The following is a 20,206-nucleotide window of genomic DNA, read 5'->3' on the forward strand; positions in this document are numbered from 1 at the left end:
GTAGTCTGGCCCTTCGGTACGCGGCAGTTACGCGACAAAGGGGACGGGCAGTGCGGACACCGGGGGATCGGCCGCCGGAGGACGGCGGCGGCGGCAACACCGGCCCTGCGGGGGAGGACACGGGGCCGCCGGAGGCGGGCAGGGTCCTCGCGGGGCGCTACCGCGTCACGGGCCGCCTCGGCCGCGGCGGAATGGGCGTCGTCTGGCGCGCCGTCGACGACGTCCTGGGCCGGGAGGTCGCGGTCAAGGAGCTGCGGACCTTCACCGACGCTGCCACCGGTGAACTGGACGGGCTGCGCACCCGGATGCAGCGCGAGGCACGGGCAGCCGCACGCGTGCGGCACTCGGGAGTGGTCTCCGTGCACGACGTCGCACAGCACGAGGGCCGTCCCGTCATCGTGATGGAGTTGGTCGAGGGCCCCTCGCTCGACGACGTGCTCCGTGAACGCGGCACCCTGGAGCCGCGGGAGGCAGCCGCCATCGGCGCCGCGGTGATGGACGCCCTGGCCGCCGCCCACCGCGCGGGAGTGCTGCACCGGGACGTCAAGCCGGGCAACGTGCTCCTGGAGAACGGCTCCGGACGCGTCGTCCTGACCGACTTCGGCATCGCCTCCATGGAGGACCCGGACGACGGCGCCGGCACCCAGCTGACGGGAAGCGGCGAACTGGTCGGCTCCCTCGACTACTTGGCGCCGGAGCGTGCGCGCGGCGAGGCGCCGCGCGAGGCCTGCGACGTATGGGCCCTGGGCGCGACGCTGTACGCCGCCGTCGAGGGCGCCGCCCCCTTCCGCCGCACCTCGACCTGGTCCACGCTCAACGCCATCGTCGTGGAACCGCTTCCCGAACCGCAGCGTGCGGGGCCGCTGGCGCCCGTACTGGCCGAACTGATGGACAAGGACCCGGCGAAGCGGGCCGATGCGGAGCGTGCGAAGGCGCTGCTCACGGCCGTCGCCAAGGGCACGGCGCCTCCGGCGGGCCCCTCGGAGACGATGCGGCTCGGCCCGGGCGGGCGCTCCCAGGCACGTCGTCAGGGCCAGGTGGCCGCAGCGGGCGCGGCCGAAGTCGCGGAGGGACAGGGGCAGTCGGGGCAGGCGGCGGACTCCGCCGCGAACAGCGCCCTGCCCCCTCGCGCGGATGCTCCGCGGAGTGCGTCCGGCGCGGCGTCCGAGCAGGCGCCCGCGGCCCTGCCTCCGGCCTCCGGCCACAGCACCGGCACCGACCGGCACACCGTCCACACCCGCGCCGGACGGTCCCGCGGGCACCGGCGGACCCTGCTCGCCGCCGCCGTGGCCGCGGTCGTGCTGACCGGCGCGGGTGGCACCTACGCCGTGATGTCGCAGACGGGCGGAGACGGTGGCAACCGGGCGCGCGGAGGTTCCGGCGACGACCGGACCGCGGGGGCGGGCAAGCATGAAACGGGCAAGGGCGAAGACAGCGTCCCGGAGCGCAACGGCCCCTCGTCCGACGGCCGCAAGAGGCAGGGCGACAAGGCGGGGGCGTCCGCAGGCGCCCCCGGCGACGGCAAGGGAAGCAGAGACGGGACCGGCGACAGCCGGCCCGCCGATGACAAGACGGGGGGCTCCAAGCCGGGTGCCGCGGGCGGCTCCGGCGGAGACAGCGGCGGCGGCGGGGGAGGCGCGCCGAGCCCGGAACCGGCCTGCCATGCGCGCGGCGACGGGAAGTTCGACTGCACGGTGTGGAAGACGGCCACGTCCTACAACGGGGCGCACAAGCCGGTCGGCCGGCTCAACGCCGGCACGAACTACTTCTTCTGCCAGAAGAAACTGGCCCATCGTGAGACGTCGGGGCAATGGACGAACGTGTGGTGGGCGAAGACCGACGACGACAGCGGCAACTCCGGTGTGTTCGTCAGCGACGTCTACATCAAGGGCGGAGACAACGACCGGCCGGTCCCCGGGCTTCCGGTCTGCTGACGCCCGGACGTGGCGGGCCGGTCCCCGCGGGCAACCGGCCCTTTCCGCTTCTCCGGTGGCTTGATGAGCGGGCCGAGGGCCCTGCGAAGGCTGGCACTTCGGCGTCGTCACGATGTACGCCGGAGGAGGTGCCCGCAGCTGCCCCCGCGGTCGTGGACTTGCCGGTGTTCCGGTGAGGCTGCCGAACGGCGGATTCAGCCGTCCGTTCTGTTGAGGACTTCGGCAACGTAGAACTTGAAACCCAGCAGACCGGTGTACAGCGTCGTCGCGATCACCAGTGCGGGGATGCCGTAGAGCAGTATCGAGTAGAGGCCCATTTCTCTTCCTTCCTCTCAGGACGGTCCGGCAGCGGTTGTCACACCGCGGTCACCGGTTTCACGGTTTCGGCTGCGCGTCAGCGTGTGGGCCACCACGAAGGCCACCAGATTGGCGCCGGCGCCGACGACGATCGGGTCCAGCCCCGTCCGCTCCTGGAACCACACCAGCCAGATCAGCGTCGCTGCCGCTCCGGAGACGATCGCGGCCAGCGCCGCGGTCCTGGACCTGCTGCCCAGGAGCACGGCTATGAGGAGCGGTATGACGATCGTCGGTGCCCAGAACGAGTAGGCGTAGATCAGCGCATCAACGATCGAGGGGACGACCAGCGCGAAGCCCGTCGCCAGCACGCCGACGAGCAGTGTGAGTGCACGCTCCAACGTCAGCTTGCGCCGCATGCTGAGGCCTCCCGGCGCGAGCGGCTGGTAGACGTCCTTGACGAAGGCCACGGCCGCCGCGTTGAGGTACGAGCTGGCAGTGGACATGACCACGGCCAACAACGCCGCCACGACCAGTCCCATGAGTCCGGCCGGGACCAGGTTCGTCACCAGCGTCGGCATGGCCTGGTCCGGCTCGATGTCCGGATAGAGGACGAGGGCGACGAGGCCGAGGGTGGCGGCGACGAAATAGAAGAGGAAGGCGAAGACCCCGGTCAGTGCGAATCCGCGGCGCGCGTGCTTGCTGTCCGGTGTGGAGAACGTCCGCTGGGCATACGGCGGCACGAGCGTCTCGCCCAGCAGGAATGCGATGAACAACCCGATGAATGTCGCGAGGGTGTAGTCGCCCCCGAACGTCAGATGTGCGTCAGGAAGCGAGTTGACCATCTCGGCAGGCCCGCCTGCCTCCCGGAGTGCCAGCACCAGGGTCACGGGAATGAACACACCCAGGAACACGAACTGCAGCATGTCGGTCTGGATCACTGCCCAGGCGCCGCCGAATGACGAATACAGCACCACGACAGCCATACCCACCGCGATGGACGGTCCCTGCGGCAGATCCAGCGTGGCGTTCACCACCGTGCCTATCGCCAGTGCCTGTGCACCGAGAATTCCGGCGCACAGCAGGATCGACAGCACACCGGTGAGCAGCCTTCCCGGCTTGCCGTAATGCTCGTGCATGATGTCGCCGACCGTGTGTGCCCCGGCATAGCGCTTGAGACGCGGTGCCACGAAGAGCCCCACCAGGAGAAAACTCACCGCGTATCCGAAGAACGCGAACATGTAGACGTAGCCGTCCGAGAACGTCTTCCCGGCCACACCCATCGAGGCACCGCCACCGAGGAAGGATGCCGCGAGAGAGCCGAAGAAGACGGGCCAGATGATGCGGTTTCCCGCCACGGCGAAATCCTCCTCGGACTTCACCTTGCGCATCGTCTGCACTCCGATGACGACCAGGAGAACGAAATAGGCCACCAGCATGACCCAGTCGAGAAACCCCACGGCACCCACCATCCCTCCGAGCCGGTAGAGAGTCATCACGGTAGGGACCGGCATTTATGACGTCACTGTTCAAAGCAGCTGGTTTATCGACGCTATGAGTGATCGGTTTCGTACGAAGCGTCCTACAGCTTGTCCAGGCGCTCGACAAGGCAGGCCAGATACAGGGGGGTTGCCTCCGCCGGGTCCCTGACGTTCCTGCCCGTCAGTGTGCTGATCTTGTCCAGTCGGTAGAGAAGGGTGTTGCGGTGGATGTGCAGACGTCTCGCCGCGTGCACCAGGTTGAATCCGGACTCGTGCCAGGCGACCAGAGTGGAGCGCAGCGGCGACCCGGCAGGCTGATCGGCCATCCCGGCCAGCTGGTCGCGGCTGAACCTGGCGCGGGCCCGATGCCCCGCACTCGTCAGCAGCTGCTCGATCCGCAGGGCGCGGACGGGGAAGACGGCCTCACCGGAGATGACCTTCGGCCCGATCCGGACCGCGTCGTCGGCGTCGGTGTAGGAGGCGTGCAGAGCAGCCACGTCCGCGCCGGCCTCGCCGAAGCCCACGTGCGCCGCGATGCCGTGGCGGCGCTGCAGTTCGTCGACGAGGGAGTGGCACCGGTCCTCGAGTCCGTACGCCCAGTCCGCACCGGTGGACACATGGCACAGCACGGCGATCCGCCCGGCCCGCATCTCTGCCACGACGTCGTGCGAGGCGTTGAAGACGCCCCGGACGGTCCGAAGCGGAGAGGCGGTGGAGGGCAGCCTGCCTGACGGGCCGGGACGGGCATCGGCGGCGTCCTGATGAGAGGTGACGACCAGCACTGCCGCCCTGCGCACGAGGAGATCCACGCCCAGTTCCGCGGCGCGCGCCACGATCACTGCGGGGTCCGCCGAGTCCGGGTCGAAGAACGCGACGTCGCGCAGCAGGTCCTCGCGTGCTCGTTCACGTACCATCCGGTAGCGCTGCAGGACCGACTCCTGCAGCAGGATTTCCGTCTGCCGCTGTACGACCCGCCCGAACTGCCGTACCCGCCGCGGTGCTCCGGTGAGACCCACCGTTCCCACCGGTACGCCGTCGAGCACGATCGGCAGGGTGATGCCGGGCCGCACCCCGTGCAGCTTCCGTACCTCTTCCGCCGTGTGGGTCCGTGGACTCAGGGTCTCCAGGACGCTGCGCGATGCTTCGTGCACGGTTCCGACGCGAAGCGTGTCACCGCTGCCGATCACAGTCCCTTCGCGGTCGGTGATGAGCACGTTCAGCCCGATGATGGCGCTCGTCTCGCCGGCGATCTCCTGCGCCAACTCAGGGGTGAGAACCGGTGCTCTGCCCGCATCCGCCATGACTGCCTCCACTTGCTGTTGGATCAACCATACGAAGAACGGCTGCTCGGAGATCCGTTTACGGGACGCTTCGGACGATGCTGCCGCCGGTCCTGTTTCCTAATGTCCTCTTCGAGGGGCAGCGCGGACGCGTCCTGCCGGCCGTATGCCATCGCACACCCGCCTATGGGGAGGGCACCGTGACCAGCGGACCAAGGACCGAGTCGGCGACAGTGATCGGCGGCGGACTGATCGGCCTCTGCTGCGCGTACTACCTGCGACAGGCCGGGCTGCACGTCACCGTCGTGGAGCGTCATCGGGTAGGGAGCGGGGCGTCCCGGGGCAATGCCGGTGAGATCTGTCCCGACCTGGTCACGCCGCTTCCCGCCCCTGGGGTCATCGGTCCCGCGCTCCGCGGTCTGCCGCGCCGCGACAGCGCGCTGCACCTTCGCCCACGGCTGGACGCCGCGCTCGTCCGCTTCCTCATCCGGTTCGGACGGAACTCCACCCGCCGGCGCCACAGCGCGGGCGTACGCGCCCTCTCCCAGCTCGCCGCCGGCAGCTTCCGGCTGTTCGAGGAGATGGAGAGCGCCGGGGTCGACGCCGAGCCGGTCAAGCGCGGCTACGTCTTCGCATACGCGTCGGCGGACAGCGCCCGGCGCGCGCTCGGGGGCTTCCGCGAGGTCGGCGCCCCGCTCGGCTCCGACGTCCTGGAGGGTGCTGAACTCACGGAGCTCGAACCGGCGTTGGGGCCGAGGGCGCGGGCGGGAATCCTCATCGAGGACCAGTGGTCCGTAGACCCTTCGCTCTTCGTGGACCGGCTTGCGGGCACGTTGCGCGAACAGGGCGTCGACATCATCGAGGGCGCGCGGGTGAGCTCCCTGGCCGAGGCGGGCGGCCGTACTCGTGTACGTACCTCCCTCGGCGACTTCATCAGCGACACCGCCGTCATCGCGGCCGGAGTGTGGTCTCGGGAACTGTGCCGCGGCCTGGGCGTGGACATCGACCTTTTCCCCGGCAAGGGATACAGCTTCTCCGTCGAGGCGGACCCGATGCCGCGCCGGGTGATCCATCTCGGGGACGCACGGGTGGTGTGCACGCCGATGGGTGAACGCTTGCGGGTTGCCGGGAGCATGGAGTTCGACAGCAACGCCGACGCGTTTCATCCGCGCCGGGTTGAGGCCGTCGTCGCCGCGGCCGGCGGATACCTGAGGTCGGCGGACTGGTCGGGACGGCAGGATGAATGGGTCGGCGCTCGTGTGATGACCCCGGACGGTCTGCCCGCGGTCGGACTCGTACCCGGTCACTCGCGCATCCACCTGGCGTCCGGCCACAACATGCTGGGCCTGATGCTGGGGCCGGCCACAGGACGTCTGATCGCAGACCTCCTCTCGCCCGGGCCCGCCCCGGCGGTCAGCGGGCTGCTCTCACCCGGCAGGAGTGCGATCAGAGTGTGACGCCGCAGCCGAAGCCCGAAACGGGCGGCGGCAGTTGGGCCGGCCCCGCCCGGCCTGCCGCCGAAAGAACGGGGCGGGGCGAATCCGACTGCGCGGCGTGAAAGACGGCACGTTCACGAGGTCACCCACGAGCCGGCGGGTCGGTTCAGCCCCTGTGCGGACCACTTCCAGCTTCGGGCTTCCGGTCCGCCGACGTCCCGAGGCAGGTACAACGGCCACATGGACGACCGGACTTTCCTCGACCACGTCGCCGACGCGCTCGCAAGACTGCCCGCGGTGCGGGCCGTCGCCCTCGGCGGATCCCGTGCCCAGGGCACTGAACGGCCCGACAGCGACTGGGACTTCGCGCTCTACTACCGGGGCTCCTTCGACCCGGCCGACCTGCGGGCCCTGGGCTGGCCGGGGGAGGTGAGCGGGATCGGGGAGTGGGGCGGCGGTGTGTTCAACGGCGGTGCCTGGCTGACGGTCGACGGGCGCCGCACCGACGTCCACTACCGCGATCTGGACGTGGTCGAGCACGAGATCGCCGAGGCCCGCGAGGGCCGCTTCCACCGGGAACAGCTCATGTTCCACCTGGCCGGGATCCCCAGCTACCTCGTGGTCGGCGAACTCGCCCTCAACCGGACGCTGCGCGGTCAACTGCCGAGCCCGTCCTACCCGCCGGCTCTGCGTGCTTCGGCGTCCGTCCAGTGGCGCGAGACGGCCCGGGCCACGCTCTCCTACGCCCGGACCAGCTACGCACCGCGCGGGTGCCTCACGGAAGTCGCCGGATCGATTGCCGTGGCGGCGATGCAGCACGCGCACGCCGTGCTCGCGGGCCGGGGCGTGTGGGTGACGAACGAGAAGACGCTGCTGGAGCGGGCCGGGCTGCGCGGCATCGACGAGGTGACGGCCTCGGCGAGCACCCGCCCGGAGGACCTCGAAGAGGCCCTGCGCGAGGCGGAGGCCTTCTTCGAGTCCGTCGTGCCGGGCTGACGCGACGTCCTGGATGCCCGAAGGCAACTCCCGTGCATCGGACCGGACTTCACCCCCGGCCACAGGGACCGCGGGGCCGGGGACCGGGTGCCGGGGAAGTCACAGGTGACAGGTGCGCCCGACGGCGCGCCAAGTGCGCTCAGGCGGGCGGCAGTTCGCCGGAGCCCCGCGCGATGAGCCTCGTGGGGTGTGTCTTCAGGCACGGCGGGTCCTGCGCGCCCTCCAGACGCCGGAAGAGCAGATCGGCCGCGCTGCGCCCCAGTTGGGCCGGGTCCTGCGCCACGACGCTGACCGGGGGCGAGAGCATGTCGGCGAGCTCGAAGTCGTCGAAGCCGAGCAGCGCCACGGGCCGCCCCACCTCTGCCAGCACCCGCACCAGTGTGACCGTCACCCGGTTGTTGCCCGCGAAGAACGCGGTGACCGGTTCGGGGCCGCCCAGCATGCGCTCGGCGTCCGCGCGTACACGCGAGGGGTCCGTGGCGCCCGGAGCCATCCAGCCCGGATGCACGGGAAGCCCCGCTTCGGACATCGCCGCCTCGTAGCCCCGTATCCGTTCGTGCGCCGTGTGGATGCGGGGAAGGTCGCCGATGAAGCCGATGCGCCGGTGTCCGTGCGCGACGAGATGCGCCACGCCCTCACGCGCACCGGCGAAGCTGTCGACCAGGACCTGGTCCGCCTCGATGCGGCCCGGCGGCCGGTCGACGAAGACGGTGGCGACCCCGGCGGCCATCTCGGGTTCGAGGTAGCGGTGGTCGTCGCTGGCCGGGACGATGACGAGGCCGTCCACACGCCGGGCGCACAGGGCGAGCACCAGCTCCTGTTCGCGTCCCGGGTCCTCGGCGCTGGAGCCGTTGATCAGCAGCGCTCCGTGCGCGCGGGCGACTTCCTCGACGGCACGGCTCAGCGGCGCGTAGAAGGGGTCGGCGAGATCCTCCAGGACGAGCCCGATGCTGGCCGTGCGGCCCTTGCGCAGGATGCGGGCGCTGTCGTTGCGGCGGAAGCCGAGAGCGGTGATCGATTCCTGCACGCGCCGCTCGGTGTCGGGCGAGACGCCGGCCTCCCCGTTGACCACTCTCGAGACGGTCTTCAGGCCGACGCCGGCGCGGGCGGCGACGTCCTTCATGGTCGGCCGGTTGCCGTACCGCCCGGATGACGGGCGGGCGGCGGCGGAACGTACGGAGTCGGGCACGGTTTCGGGATCCCCCTCGTGAGGCGCGGAGCGGCAGGCGAGCAGCATAGCTGCCCCGCACAGCGGTCTGGACAACGTTGTCATCACGCGCCAGACTGATCTCTCGACCGTTCCCGGCAGGGGGCGGGTCTGCGGCCCCCTCCACCGGGAGAACATCACCACATGCACACGGACATCGTCGCGGCTCTCGACATCGGCGGTACGAAGATCGCAGGCGCGCTGGTGGACAGCGGCGGCGACCTGCTCGTACGGACCCAGCGCCCCACACCGCCCGCAGGAGAGGGCGAGCAGGTGATGGCAGCAGTGGGCGAGGTGCTGGGCGAGCTCGCCGCGTCGCCGCTGTGGCCGGCCGCCCGTGCCGTGGGCATCGGCAGCGCGGGCCCGGTGGATTCCAATGCCGGCACCGTCTCTCCCGTCAACATCCCTGGGTGGCGCGACTATCCGCTGGTCCGGGGAGTTCGTGAGCTTGCCGGCGGCCTGCCCGTGACCCTCGTCGGGGACGGGGTGGCGATGGCCGCGGCCGAGCACTGGCAGGGCGCGGCCCGGGGGCGCGTGAACGCGCTGTGCATGGTGGTCTCCACGGGCGTCGGCGGCGGACTCGTCCTCGGCGGCGAGCTGCACCCGGGGCCCACCGGCAACGCCGGCCACATCGGACACATCAGCGTCGACCTGGACGGCGACAGCTGTCCGTGCGGCGGTCGCGGATGCGTCGAACGGATCGCCAGCGGCCCCAACATCGCCCGCCGCGCCCTGGAACGGGGCTGGCTGCCCGGCCCCGACAAGGACGTCTCGGCCGCCGCCGTCGCGGCGTCGGCGCGGGACGGCGATCCCGTCGCCGTTGCGTCGTTCGAGCGCGCGGCCCGTGCGCTCGCCGCCGGCATCGCCGCGACGGCCACGCTCGTCGAGATAGAGATAGCGGTGCTCGGCGGGGGAGTGGCCAAGTCGGGCGAGGTCCTCTTCGCGCCGCTGCGCAGGGCGCTGCGCGAGTACGCGACGCTGTCGTTCGTGCGGGGCCCCGAGGTCGTGCCCGCCCAGATGGGCACCGACGCCGGGCTCATCGGGGCGGCTGCGGCATGCGGGGACGTCAGGCCCGCGAGGGCTGCGCGCGCAGGGCGGCGCGTACGTACTCCGTCGGCCGAAGGCCGACCGTGCCCGTGAAGTCCCGCACGAGATGGGCCTGATCGCTGTACCCGAGCTCGCCGGCCAGCCGGGCCCAGTCGATGTCCGGGCGGCCGGCGGCCTGTTCCATCGCCTCGTGGATGCGGTAGCGCAGGATGACCCACTTGGGGCTCACGCCCACGCAGGCCGCGAAGAGCCGCTGAAGCGACCGCACCGAGACCCCCTCGCGGCGGGCGAGTTGCTCGACGCGTGTGATGCCGCGGTCGGTGCGCACGAGATGGGCCAGCTCCATCGCACGCCCGGCGGCCGGGTCGGCCTCGGGGCCCAGATCCAGGAGGAACGCGTCGAGCGCCTCGACCCTGGCGTCCTCCTCGGCAGGCGAGAGCACCGCGTCGGGAAGCGTGGGCTCGAGGCCGGGAAAGACCTCGCCGAGCGCGTCCCTGCGGCCCGTCAGTCCCGCCACGCTTCCGGTGCCCCGCCGGACGAGGAACGGCCGGAAGCCGCCGGGACGGAACTGGACGCCGCACACCCGCCCCGTACCCTCCAGCGTGATCGAAAACAGGCCCTGCCCCACACCGGCCACCTCGGCCTCCGCGGAGCCCGTGCCGCGGCGCTGGAAGACGAGGTTCACCGAGGGATGAGGCACGACCTGGGAGAGGTGGGGCTGCTCCAGCCGCCAGTCGATCAGCCAGTAGTGCTCCACGTACGGCCGCAGCGGCGCAGCGGCCATGCGACGCCTGAAGCGCACACGGGCGAAGAGCTCACCGGCGTCGACGATGCCGCGGGTGTCGCTGCGCGGCGTGTGCCCTCCGTAACCGGCCGCCGCGGTCCGGGAGGCGGGGCCGTCCTCGCGGTGCTCACCTGCCATGCCGCCCGATCCTATGACTGCGCCGCTGTCGCGTTTCTTCAAGCGGCGGCCTGCACGGCCGCCATAGTGTTCCGGACATGACGAACGAAATCTCCCCGCTGCTCGAAGGGGCCGCCGCGCAGGCCCGCCCGGTCGTGCACGGCGTGCGGGACGAGCAGATGGGTCTCCCCACTCCGTGCAGCGAGTACGACGTGAGCGCGCTGCTCAACCACCTCTTCCACGTGGTCGTGAGCTTCCAGTCCCTCGCCGCCGGGGGATCCGCGGACTTCTCCAGTACCCCCGACTACCTGGACGGCGGCAGGGCGGACTGGCGCGCGCGCTTCGACGAGGAGACCGCGCGGCTGGTGGAGGCGTGGTCCGCCCCCGGTGCGCTGGAGGGCACCTCGCAGGGCATGGGACTGCCGCAGCGCACCGTCGGCGGGATGGTGCTCGGCGACCTGACCGTGCACGCCTGGGACCTCGCGCGAGCCACGGACCAGGACTTCCACCCGTACGGGCCGGGCCTTCCGGAGCTGCTCGAGGGCTGGAGGGAACTGGCGCCCATGGGACGGAAGATGAAGGTCTTCGGTGAGCCCTTCCCGGTCTCCGGGAACGCGTCCCCCTTCGACGAACTCCTTGCGCTCAGTGGCCGCGACCCGGACTGGCGTCCGCCCGCGCCGTCCTGATCCGTACGCTCCCCGGCGGCCCCGGGGACGCGGGAGAGCCGCCCAGAACGTGCCGCGCCGTCGCACAGTGGTGAAATCCGCCGCGTGCGCCAGGGTTTTGCGACGGCGCCGCCCCCGCGCGTTTCCGTGACAGGGTTGAGCGGGCAGCGTCAAACGGGGGGCGACGGCAGAGGGGGACCGACCGTGATCGTGTGGCTCAACGGCGCCTTCGGCGCGGGCAAGACCACCGCGGCGCACGAACTTCTGGAACTCATCCCGGGAAGCACTCTGTGGAACCCGGAGCTGATCGGCACGGGGCTCAGATGCATGCTGCCCAAGGAACGCCTCGCCCAGGTCGACGACTACCAGGAGCTTCCCTCCTGGCGGCGCCTGGTGGCCGACACCGCGGCCGCGCTGCTCACGGAGGTGTCCGGGCCGCTCATCGTTCCCATGACGCTGCTGCGGCAGGAGTACCGGGACGAGATATTCGGGTCGCTCGCCGCCCGCCGCATTCCCGTCCGTCACGTCCTCCTCCACGCGGATGAAACGATCCTTCGCATGCGCATCGACCGGTCCGGGGACCTCGACGGCCGCCACGGGCGCAGCTGGTGCCAGGGCCAACTGCCCGCCTACCGGGCCGCGTTGAGCTGGCTCACCGACGACGCGCACACCGTGGACACGTCCGGGCTGACCCCGCGGCAGACCGCGGAGGAGGTGGCAGGCGCGCTGCGCGAGGGCGCCGGGAGCCTGGAGATCGTTCAGACGCCGGAACCGACCGCCGAGACCGTCGCCGCGGGAGTCCTGCTCTTCGACGAGCAGGACAGAGTGCTGCTCGTCGACCCGACCTACAAGCCGGGCTGGGAGTTCCCCGGGGGCGTCGTCGAACCCGGTGAGGCACCCGCCCGCGCCGGGGTGCGGGAAGTCGCCGAGGAACTGGGCCTGGAACTCAAGACGGACCCCCGGCTGCTCATCACGGACTGGGAGCCGCCACGCCCGCCCGGCTACGGCGGGATACGCCTCCTCTTCGACGGGGGCTGCCTCACCGCGGCGGAGGCGGACCGTGTGCTGCTGCCGGGCGCCGAACTGCGCGACTGGCGCTTCGTCACCGAGACGGAGGCCACCGAACTCCTGCCTCCCGTACGGCTGGAGAGGCTGCGCGGCGCGCTGCGGGCACGTGAGACGGGACGCCCCCTCTACCTCGAGGGCGGCGTGCCGGTCGGCGATCAGGGCGGCCGGGACGCGGCGTAGAGGGGGACGTTGGGCGGGGCGAGGTGCGGCGGCGGGGCGGCGTCCGGCGCCCTGAGCGCGGGGGACGCCGCCCCGTACGCGGTCAGGCCCGGCGCGCGTACTCCCGGAGGAAGACGGCCTCCGCGACGGACATCCGCTCCAGCTCCTCCGGCGAGACGCTCTCGTCGACCGCGTGGATCTGCGCGGCGGGCTCGCTCAGCCCGACGAGCAGGATCTCCGCCTGCGGATAGAGCGTGGCCAGGGTGGCGCACAGCGGGATCGAGCCGCCCTGGCCCGCGATGTGCATCTCCTGCCCGTCGTACGCCGCGCCGAGGGCGTCGGCCATGGCCTTGTAGGCGGGGCTCGCGGTGTCCGCGCGGAAGGGCCTGCCCTCGCCCGTCGCCTCGACGGTCACCCGCGCACCCCACGGCGTGTGCGACTCCATGTGACGGACGAGCAGTTGCGCCGTCTGCTCCATGTCGGCGCCCGGCGGCACCCGGAGACTGACGGACGCCCGCGCCTTCGCCTGCACCGACGGCGTCGCGCCGGCGACGGGCGGGCAGTCGATGCCCAGCAGCGTCACGGAGGGCTGCGCCCAGACCCGGTCGGCGACGCTGCCGGTGCCCGTCAGCTCCACGCCGTCGAGCACCCGCGCGTCCTCACGGAAGGTCTCCTCGGGGTACTCCATGCCGTCCCACGGCGCGCCCGGCTCCAGACCGTCGATGACGGTCCCGCCGCGGGCGTCGCGCAGCGAGTCCAGCATGCGGATGAGCGCGGCCAGCGCGTCCGGGGCGGCGCCGCCGAACTGACCGGAGTGCAGGTTGCCTTCCATGGTCTCCACGGTGACCTGGAAGGAGCACATTCCGCGCAGCGACGCCGTCACAGTCGGCAGGCCGGCACGGAAGTTGCCGGTGTCGCCGATGAGGATCGCGTCGGCGGCCAGCAGCCGCGGGTGCGCTTCCGCGTACCGCTGAAGACCGTCCGTGCCCTGTTCCTCCGACCCCTCCGCGATGAACTTCACCGTCACCGGCAGGTCTCCCTCGGCACGCAGCGCGCGAAGTGCCAGGAGATGCATGACGATTCCGCCCTTGCAGTCGGCGGCGCCGCGCCCGTACCAGCGTCCGTCGCGCTCCGTCAGCGTGAACGGCGGTGTGCGCCAGGCGGCTTCGTCCAGCGGCGGCTGCACGTCGTAGTGGGCGTAGAGCAGGACTGTCGGAGCGCCCGGCGGACCGGGCAGCACGCCGTATACGGACTCGGTGCCGTCCGGAGTGGCGAACACCTCGACGTCCTCGAAGCCGTCGGCGCGCAGCATCTCCGCGACCCGGCGCGCCGCACCCTCGCACTCGCTCCTCGGGAACTGCTCCGCATCGGCCACCGAGCGGAAGGCGACGAGTTCCGCGAGCTCGGTCCGTGCCCGCGGCATGAGAGAGGAGACGGCAGCGGCGATGGCGGCGGCGGAAACGCCGGCCTTGTCATCTCCGCGGGCCGGGGTGAGGGTCATGGAACGCTCCTTGTGGTCGCGGTCGTGCTGTCGGCGGTGGCCGAGGGATGCGGCGTCCCGATGCGTGGCCCGTGTGGGGCACACGTGCAGGGAACGTGCCGTGTGGGTTGTGGGTGATCCTCCCACAGCGGGGACCGGAGGACCGGCGCCGTAGGATGCCAGCGGCCACACCAAGCCGAGGTCGAGCGGAGCGGAAGCACATCGTGAGCAGCGAGGACGCAGCCGGGGCAGAGGGCCGGAGCGACGCCGGGAGCGCGGAGGGGTCCGGGACCGGGGGGCCGGCGGCACCCCGGAGCGAGGGCGGTCCGCATGCGTCCAGCGGGTCCGGCGGATCCCGCGGCGCCGGGGACGCCGACGCCGGCGAGGGCATCGGCAGCGACGAACAGGCCCGCGGGGCCGCGGAGTTCACCGGTGACGACGGTCCGGAGCCTGCCGCGGCCGGGGAAGGCCTGCCGGGCGCGGCGGCCGAGGACGACGACGTCTGGGACGTGGTGGTCGTCGGCGCCGGTCCGGCCGGCGCGTCGGCGGCATACGCGGCCGCCGTCGCCGGACGACGGGTGCTGCTGCTGGAGAAGGCCGAGCTGCCCCGCTACAAGACCTGCGGCGGAGGAATCATCGGCCCGTCGCGCGACGCGCTGCCGCCCGGCTTCGACCTGCCCTTCCGCGACCGTGTGCACGCGGTGACCTTCTCGCTCAACGGCAGGCTCTCGCGCACCAGGCGCTCCCGGCACATGCTCTTCGGGCTGGTGAACCGCTCCGAACTGGACGCCGCCCTCGTCGAGCACGCGGTCAAGGCGGGTGCCCGGGTGCGTACGGGCGTGACCGTGACGCGGGTGGAACAGCACGGCACCTCCGTGCCCGACCGCCGCTCCGTCGCCGTGGTGCTCTCGGGGAACGAACAGCCCGTGCTCGCCCGTGCGGTCGTCGGGGCCGACGGCAGCGCCAGCCGCATAGGCGCCCACGTCGGCGTGAAGACGGAGCAGGTGGACCTCGGGCTGGAGGTGGAGATCCCGGTGCCGCGGAGCGTCGCCGAGGACTGGGCGGGCCGCGTGCTCATCGATTGGGGCCCGCTGCCCGGCAGTTACGGCTGGGTGTTCCCCAAGGGCGAGACGCTCACGGTCGGCGTCATCTCGGCTCGCGGCGAAGGAGCCGCCACCAAGCGCTACTTGGAGGACTTCATCGGCCGCCTCGGGCTGGCCGGCTTCGAACCGAGCATCTCCTCGGGGCACTTGACCCGTTGCCGCGCCGAGGACTCGCCGCTCTCCCGCGGCAGGGTGCTGGTCTGCGGCGACGCGGCAGGGCTGCTGGAGCCGTGGACGCGGGAGGGGATCTCCTTCGCGCTGCGCTCCGGCCGGCTGGCGGGGGAGTGGGCCGTGCGCGTGGCGCAGGCGCACGACGCGGTGGACGTGCGCCGGCAGGCACTCGACTACGCCTTCGCCGTCAAGGCCGGCCTGGGAGCGGAGATGGGCGTCGGGCGGCGCATGCTCAATGTCTTCTCGCGCCGCCCCGGTCTGCTGCACGCGGCGCTCACCAGTTTCCGCCCGGCCTGGAACGTCTTCGCACAGTTCACGCGTGGAGCGACCTCGCTGGCCCTGGTCGTGCAGAGGCCGATGGCACGGCGGGCCCTGAACGCGCTCGACCGGCGGTAGCGGCAGGCCGGGCTGCTCGTGCGGTGGCCGGGCTCGTCAGGCCTCCTGTCCGGCGGCATGGCGGTGCCGGCGAGACGTCGGTACGGTCCGTCGGAACCGGTCTGTCCGACGCGGAGACCGCCGGCCTCTTCCGGTCCCGCCGCCGGCCGCCAGGACGCATGCGAGCCGCGCGACGGTCGAGCCCGGCGCCTGCGACCTGGCCCGCCTGGTCGCCCCGGCCCACGAGTCGGGACCGGTGCGCCCCCGGCCGGCGCGACTGAGGGCCACCGGCGGGCGCACCGGCCGGTGCCCTCAAGCGTTCTCGCCTCCCCGGCCCCGGCCCTTCCCGTCTCCCGTCCCGTCCGCGCGGCCCGCGCAGTGCGCGCCGGTGTGCTCCGGCAGCCCCGTGCCGTCCTCGTCGTCCGCCTCCGGGCCCAGCCGGCCGGACGGCGCACGCATCAGTACGTACAGCACGCGGCAGACGAAGACGGTCGCGGAGGTGCTCCCGGCGAGCATCAGCCACGCGTGCCCGGCCGACGGGGTGAGCAGGCCCAGGCCGGCCAAGGCCCCCATGACTCCGGCGAACAGCAGGAAGCACAGGCCCGCCATCACCAGCCCCGTCAGCAGCGCGAAGCCGATCTCCACCGTCTGGGCGTCCCGCTCGGCCTGAGTCCGTGGACCCCTCATCGCATTTCCCCCTGTTGGTCTTCCTGCTCCCGGCGGCCGGTCTCCCGCCGTGGCCCCGGCGCGTGCGCCACGGGCGAAGGGTTCCTTCCCCGCTCGTGCAGAGGCACACGCGCACCGGCTCCCGGCCGGTTCCGGGACGGCCGCGAACCCGAAATGTATGCGCTTCCAAAAACTCGGTCCTGCATCCCTTTCGTCCCTTGACCGCCCATGGAGCGGCGGATTGACTGCCTCCCGGAAAGATCCATGCGAGCAGCCCATGAGGCACACCGAAGGAGACCCGAGTGGCCGGAGACCTCAGCCGTCGCGACGTGTTCGACGCTTCCGCGGTGGCGGAAGCCGCGGAGCGCGCCTCGTCGACGTCCCTTCCGGCGCCGAAGGCCGCACCGGCCGCCGCCTCTTCGCCGGCCCCGTCCGGGGCGCAGGACCCGGCGCCCGGCGCGAGGACCGAGGAGCGCGTGCGGGAGCTGCTGGAACGCATGACCGTGGCGGAGAAGTTCGGCCAGCTTCAGCAGCTGACCTGGAACCCCGACACCGGTCCGGGCGAGGCCCAGAACGAGCTGGCCCGCAAGGCCGCCGCCGAGGGCAGGCTGGGCTCCGTCCTCAACATCACCGGTGCCAAGCAGTGCAACGACCTCCAGCGCATCGCCGTCGAGGAGTCACGCCTCGGCATCCCGCTCGTCTTCGGGCTCGACGTCATCCACGGCTTCCTGACGACCTTCCCCGTCCCTCTCGCACAGGGCGCCTCCTTCGACCCGGCCGTGGTCACCGCCGATGCGGAGGTGAGCGCCCGGGAGACCGCCTCGTGGGGCGTGCACTGGACGTTCGCGCCGATGGCGGACGTGAGCCGTGAGCCGCGCTGGGGCCGCGTCGCCGAGGGCAGCGGCGAAGACCCCTACCTGACGGCCCGTCTGACGGCGGCGAAGGTGCGGGGCTACCAGGGCGAGGACTACTCGGCAGAGGGCCGGATCGCCGCGTGCGCCAAGCACTTCGTGGGGTACGGCTTCCCCGAGGGCGGCCGGGACTACAACACGGTGGACATCTCCGAGAGGCGGCTGCGAGACATCGCTCTGCCGCCGTTCAAAGCGGCCGTCGACGCGGGTGTGGCCACGGTGATGGCCGCCTTCAACACCGTCAACGGCGTCCCGGCGCACGCCAACCGGCACACCCTCACCGGCATCCTCCACGAGGAACTGGGCTTCGACGGCTTCGTGGTCGGCGACTACAACGGGGTGCAGGAGCTGATTCCGCACGGGGTGGCCGCCGACGGGGCGGACGCCGCGGCTCTCGCTTTGGGCGCGGGCGTCGACATGGAGATGGTCAGCACGACGTACGCCGACAACGGCGAGGAGTTGCTGGAGGCCGGCCGCATCGAACGGCAGCGGCTCGACGACGCCGTCACCCGCATCCTCCGCGTCAAAATGCGCCTGGGCCTCTTCGAGAACCCGTACACGGACGAGGACCGCGAGATCGCCGAGCCCACCCGGGCAGCGCGCGGGCACGCCCGCGAGACCGCGGCCCGCTGCGCGGTGCTGCTCAAGAACGACGGCGGCACACTCCCGCTGGGCACGGACACCCCGTCCGTCGCCGTCATCGGTCCCCTCGGCGACGACACGCGGGAGCTGCACGGCACCTGGGCCGGTCCCGGTGCGCTGAGGTTCCCCGCGGTCTCCGTGCTGGAGGGCGTGAAGCAGGCCGTGCCGGACGCTCAGGTCGCCTTCGCGCGCGGATGCGACGTCACCGGACCGGACACCGGGGGCTTCGACGGGGCCGAGGCGGCGGCACGGGCGGCGGACGCCGTCGTCGTGGTCGTCGGGGAGAAGGCGAGCCACAGCGGAGAGGCCGCGTCACGCAGCGACATCACCCTGCCCGGAGTCCAGGAGGAGCTGATCCGCAGGGTGGCCGCAGCCGGGAAGCCGCTGGTCGTGGTGGTCCTCGCGGGACGGCCGCTGGTGCTCTCCGGCGTCGTGGAGCACGCGTCCGCGGTTCTCGTGGGCTGGCATCCCGGGCTGGAGGGCGGAAACGCCGTCGCGGACGTCCTCTTCGGCAAGGTCAACCCGGGCGGCAAGCTCCCGGCGACCTTCCCGCGCGCCGTGGGGGCGGTCGCCGAGTACTGCGCGCACGAGAACACCGGCCGTCCCTACGACGCGGACGACGGTTACACCTCCAAGTACCTCGACCTGGCGCACGGTCCGCTCTTCCCCTTCGGGTACGGACTGAGCTACACCACCTTCGCCTGCTCGCAGCTGCGGCTGAGCGAGCAGAGCCTCAGCGCGCAGACGGTACGGGACGGCGGGAGCACGGTCGGCGTGACGGTGAAGGTCGAGAACACAGGCAGCCGCGCGGGCGACGAGGTCGTGCAGCTCTACATCCACGACAAGGTCGCGAGCCTGGCTCAGCCCGTGCGGAGGCTGTGCGGCTTCGAGAGGGTCACCCTCGAACCCGGTGAGATCCGCACGGTCTCCTTCGAACTCGGCGCCGACGAACTCGGGTTCCACACCAACCACCCCGCAGGTGAATTCGTCGTCGAGCCAGGGGAGTTCGGCATCTACGCGGGAGGCAGCCCGGAGGCGGAGCTGACCACGACGCTCACGCTCACCTGAGCCCCCCGCAGACGGCGCCGGAGGGTCCGCCCGCTGCGGTCATTCGTCCCCGGCGTCCGCCGTGGTGCCCGCGAACCGGGCCACCACGGCGGCGACGGCGGCGAGCAGGGCGACGGTGGTGAGTGCCGCCGTGAGCGAGAACCACTCGGCGAGGAAGCCGATGGCGACGGGGCCGATCAGCATTCCGCCGTATCCGAGCGTGGAGGCGGCGGCCACACCGCCCGGGCCCGCGACGGCGCCCGCCCGGGCCACGGCCACGGGGAAGAGGTTGGCCAGTCCCAGCCCGGTGATCAGGAAACCCGTGAGGACCAGCGGCACCTGCGGCGCCAGCGCTCCCAGCAGCATGCCGGCGCCGGCGGTGAGCCCGCCGGCCGTCAGCAGCCGCGTCCGGCCGAGGCGTTCGAGCATCCAAGTCCCGCACAGGCGGCCCGCGGTCATGGCGAGCGCGAAGACGGAGTAGCCGGCGGCGGCCGTGCCCGGGCCTGCTCCCAGGTCTTCGGTGAGGTGCAGGGCGCTCCAGTCGGCGAGCGCGCCCTCCCCGTACGCGGTGCACAGCGCGACCAGTCCGAGGACCAGGACGAGCCGCCGCTGCCCGCTCGTGCGTCCGGTCCGCGCGGGTGAGCCGTCTGAGGTGCCCGCCTCCGGCCGGGCGGACGCCGGTGCCGGGGCCTTGCCGAGGGGAGCGCGGCCGGTGAGCAGGACCCGCCCGGCCAGCGCCGTGACCAGCAGTCCGCACACCGTGAGGAGCAGCAGGTGACGTGCCGGGGTGAGCTGCCCCGCCACCAGCCCGCCCACGCCGGCGCCCGCCATGCCGCCCAGGCTGAACGCGGCGTGGAATCCGGGCATGACGGGGCGGCCGAGCGCGGCGATCAGGTCCACGGCTGCGGCGTTCATCGCGACGTTCAGTCCGCCGTAGGCTGCCCCGAACACGAGCAGGACGAGACCGAGGGACAGGGCCGAGTGGGTCAGCGGCGGCAGCGCGGCACCGATCGAGAACAGCGCTCCCGAGGCGACGGTGACGGCGTGGTTGCCGAAGCGGTGGCACAGTCGTCCGGTGAGCATCATCGTGACGACGCCGCCCGCGGAGACGCCCAGCAGCGCCAGTCCGAGCGCACCGGGGGAGGCGCCCGTCTGCGTCTTGATGTCGGGGATGCGCACCACCCAGCCGGCGAAGACGAAACCGTCGAGCGCGAAGAAGACCGTGATCGCGATGCGGAGGCGGCGCAGGCCGGGACGCGGGGAGGCGGCATCGCCGGGACCGCCGGGCCGCGTTGCTCCGGCAAGCACCGACCGTATTTTGTTCAGAGTCGGCACAAAGCGAG

General features: G+C 72.2%; 16 protein-coding genes. 8 read left to right on the plus strand and 8 right to left on the minus strand.

Annotation, left to right across the window (positions count from 1 at the left end; genetic code table 11):
* Positions 1-50 precede the first annotated feature (50 nt).
* The gene (locus tag H180DRAFT_RS26865; protein ID WP_055488745.1) at positions 51-1,934 is read left to right on the plus strand and encodes a serine/threonine protein kinase; all 1,884 of its coding nucleotides are present in this window, start codon (positions 51-53) and stop codon (positions 1,932-1,934) included.
* A gap of 194 nt (positions 1,935-2,128) precedes the next feature.
* Here H180DRAFT_RS26865 and H180DRAFT_RS30865 read toward each other — a convergent pair whose 3' ends face one another.
* The 3 genes from H180DRAFT_RS30865 to H180DRAFT_RS26875 form a co-directional block, all read right to left on the minus strand.
* The gene (locus H180DRAFT_RS30865) at positions 2,129-2,251 is read right to left on the minus strand and encodes a hypothetical protein (protein WP_302622460.1); all 123 of its coding nucleotides are present in this window, start codon (positions 2,249-2,251) and stop codon (positions 2,129-2,131) included.
* Positions 2,252-2,266: 15 nt separating this feature from the next.
* Complete coding sequence (locus H180DRAFT_RS26870) at positions 2,267-3,742, minus strand: sodium:solute symporter family protein (RefSeq protein ID WP_199822528.1); 1,476 nt, start codon at positions 3,740-3,742, stop codon at positions 2,267-2,269.
* A 68-nt stretch (positions 3,743-3,810) separates the two neighbouring features.
* The gene (locus H180DRAFT_RS26875) at positions 3,811-5,010 is read right to left on the minus strand and encodes a CdaR family transcriptional regulator (RefSeq protein WP_055488747.1); all 1,200 of its coding nucleotides are present in this window, start codon (positions 5,008-5,010) and stop codon (positions 3,811-3,813) included.
* Between the two features lie 179 nt (positions 5,011-5,189).
* On the opposite strand from H180DRAFT_RS26875, the gene H180DRAFT_RS26880 reads away from it, so the two are divergent.
* Positions 5,190-6,446, plus strand: coding sequence for an NAD(P)/FAD-dependent oxidoreductase (locus tag H180DRAFT_RS26880; RefSeq protein ID WP_074467026.1), 1,257 nt, complete (start codon positions 5,190-5,192; stop codon positions 6,444-6,446).
* Positions 6,447-6,665: 219 nt separating this feature from the next.
* Positions 6,666-7,421, plus strand: a complete 756-nt coding sequence (locus H180DRAFT_RS26885; RefSeq protein WP_055488749.1) for a nucleotidyltransferase domain-containing protein — start codon at positions 6,666-6,668, stop codon at positions 7,419-7,421.
* A gap of 139 nt (positions 7,422-7,560) precedes the next feature.
* Here the strand turns inward: H180DRAFT_RS26885 and H180DRAFT_RS26890 are convergent, their stop codons facing one another.
* On the minus strand, positions 7,561-8,544 hold the full coding sequence (locus H180DRAFT_RS26890; protein WP_254666207.1) for a LacI family DNA-binding transcriptional regulator: 984 nt from the start codon (positions 8,542-8,544) through the stop codon (positions 7,561-7,563).
* A gap of 228 nt (positions 8,545-8,772) precedes the next feature.
* On the opposite strand from H180DRAFT_RS26890, the gene H180DRAFT_RS26895 reads away from it, so the two are divergent.
* Positions 8,773-9,768: an ROK family protein gene (locus H180DRAFT_RS26895; RefSeq protein ID WP_055488750.1), complete on the plus strand. Its 996-nt coding sequence runs from the start codon at positions 8,773-8,775 to the stop codon at positions 9,766-9,768.
* Here the strand turns inward: H180DRAFT_RS26895 and H180DRAFT_RS26900 are convergent.
* Positions 9,695-10,597 carry a helix-turn-helix domain-containing protein gene (locus H180DRAFT_RS26900; protein ID WP_055488751.1) on the minus strand — a complete coding sequence of 301 codons (903 nt, stop codon included), beginning with the start codon at positions 10,595-10,597 and terminating at the stop codon, positions 9,695-9,697. The genes H180DRAFT_RS26895 and H180DRAFT_RS26900 overlap by 74 nt on opposite strands.
* Before the next feature lie 77 nt (positions 10,598-10,674).
* On the opposite strand from H180DRAFT_RS26900, the gene H180DRAFT_RS26905 reads away from it, so the two are divergent.
* Entirely contained in the window at positions 10,675-11,262 is a 588-nt protein-coding gene (locus tag H180DRAFT_RS26905) for a TIGR03086 family metal-binding protein (protein WP_055488752.1), read from the plus strand.
* 183 nt (positions 11,263-11,445) lie between these two features.
* The gene (locus H180DRAFT_RS26910; protein ID WP_055488753.1) at positions 11,446-12,489 is read left to right on the plus strand and encodes an NUDIX hydrolase; all 1,044 of its coding nucleotides are present in this window, start codon (positions 11,446-11,448) and stop codon (positions 12,487-12,489) included.
* Between the two features lie 82 nt (positions 12,490-12,571).
* Here the strand turns inward: H180DRAFT_RS26910 and H180DRAFT_RS26915 are convergent, their stop codons facing one another.
* Positions 12,572-13,969: a dipeptidase gene (locus tag H180DRAFT_RS26915; RefSeq protein WP_055488754.1), complete on the minus strand. Its 1,398-nt coding sequence runs from the start codon at positions 13,967-13,969 to the stop codon at positions 12,572-12,574.
* Positions 13,970-14,172: 203 nt separating this feature from the next.
* Here H180DRAFT_RS26915 and H180DRAFT_RS26920 point away from each other — a divergent pair, with 203 nt between their 5' ends.
* Positions 14,173-15,618, plus strand: coding sequence for a geranylgeranyl reductase family protein (locus H180DRAFT_RS26920; RefSeq protein WP_368073149.1), 1,446 nt, complete (start codon positions 14,173-14,175; stop codon positions 15,616-15,618).
* A 291-nt stretch (positions 15,619-15,909) separates the two neighbouring features.
* Here H180DRAFT_RS26920 and H180DRAFT_RS30005 read toward each other — a convergent pair whose 3' ends face one another.
* Positions 15,910-16,284, minus strand: a complete 375-nt coding sequence (locus tag H180DRAFT_RS30005) for a DUF6332 family protein (RefSeq protein WP_055488755.1) — start codon at positions 16,282-16,284, stop codon at positions 15,910-15,912.
* Between the two features lie 281 nt (positions 16,285-16,565).
* Between H180DRAFT_RS30005 and bglX the strand changes: the two genes are divergently transcribed.
* Entirely contained in the window at positions 16,566-18,884 is a 2,319-nt protein-coding gene (gene bglX / locus H180DRAFT_RS26930; protein WP_302622461.1) for a beta-glucosidase BglX, read from the plus strand.
* 39 nt (positions 18,885-18,923) lie between these two features.
* On the opposite strand, the gene H180DRAFT_RS26935 is transcribed toward bglX, so the two are convergent.
* Positions 18,924-20,198, minus strand: coding sequence for an MFS transporter (locus tag H180DRAFT_RS26935; RefSeq protein WP_074467027.1), 1,275 nt, complete (start codon positions 20,196-20,198; stop codon positions 18,924-18,926).
* Between the last annotated feature and the right edge of the window lie 8 nt (positions 20,199-20,206).

The sequence above is a fragment of the Streptomyces sp. WMMB 322 genome, assembly GCF_900090145.1.
GTDB lineage: Bacteria > Actinomycetota > Actinomycetes > Streptomycetales > Streptomycetaceae > Streptomyces.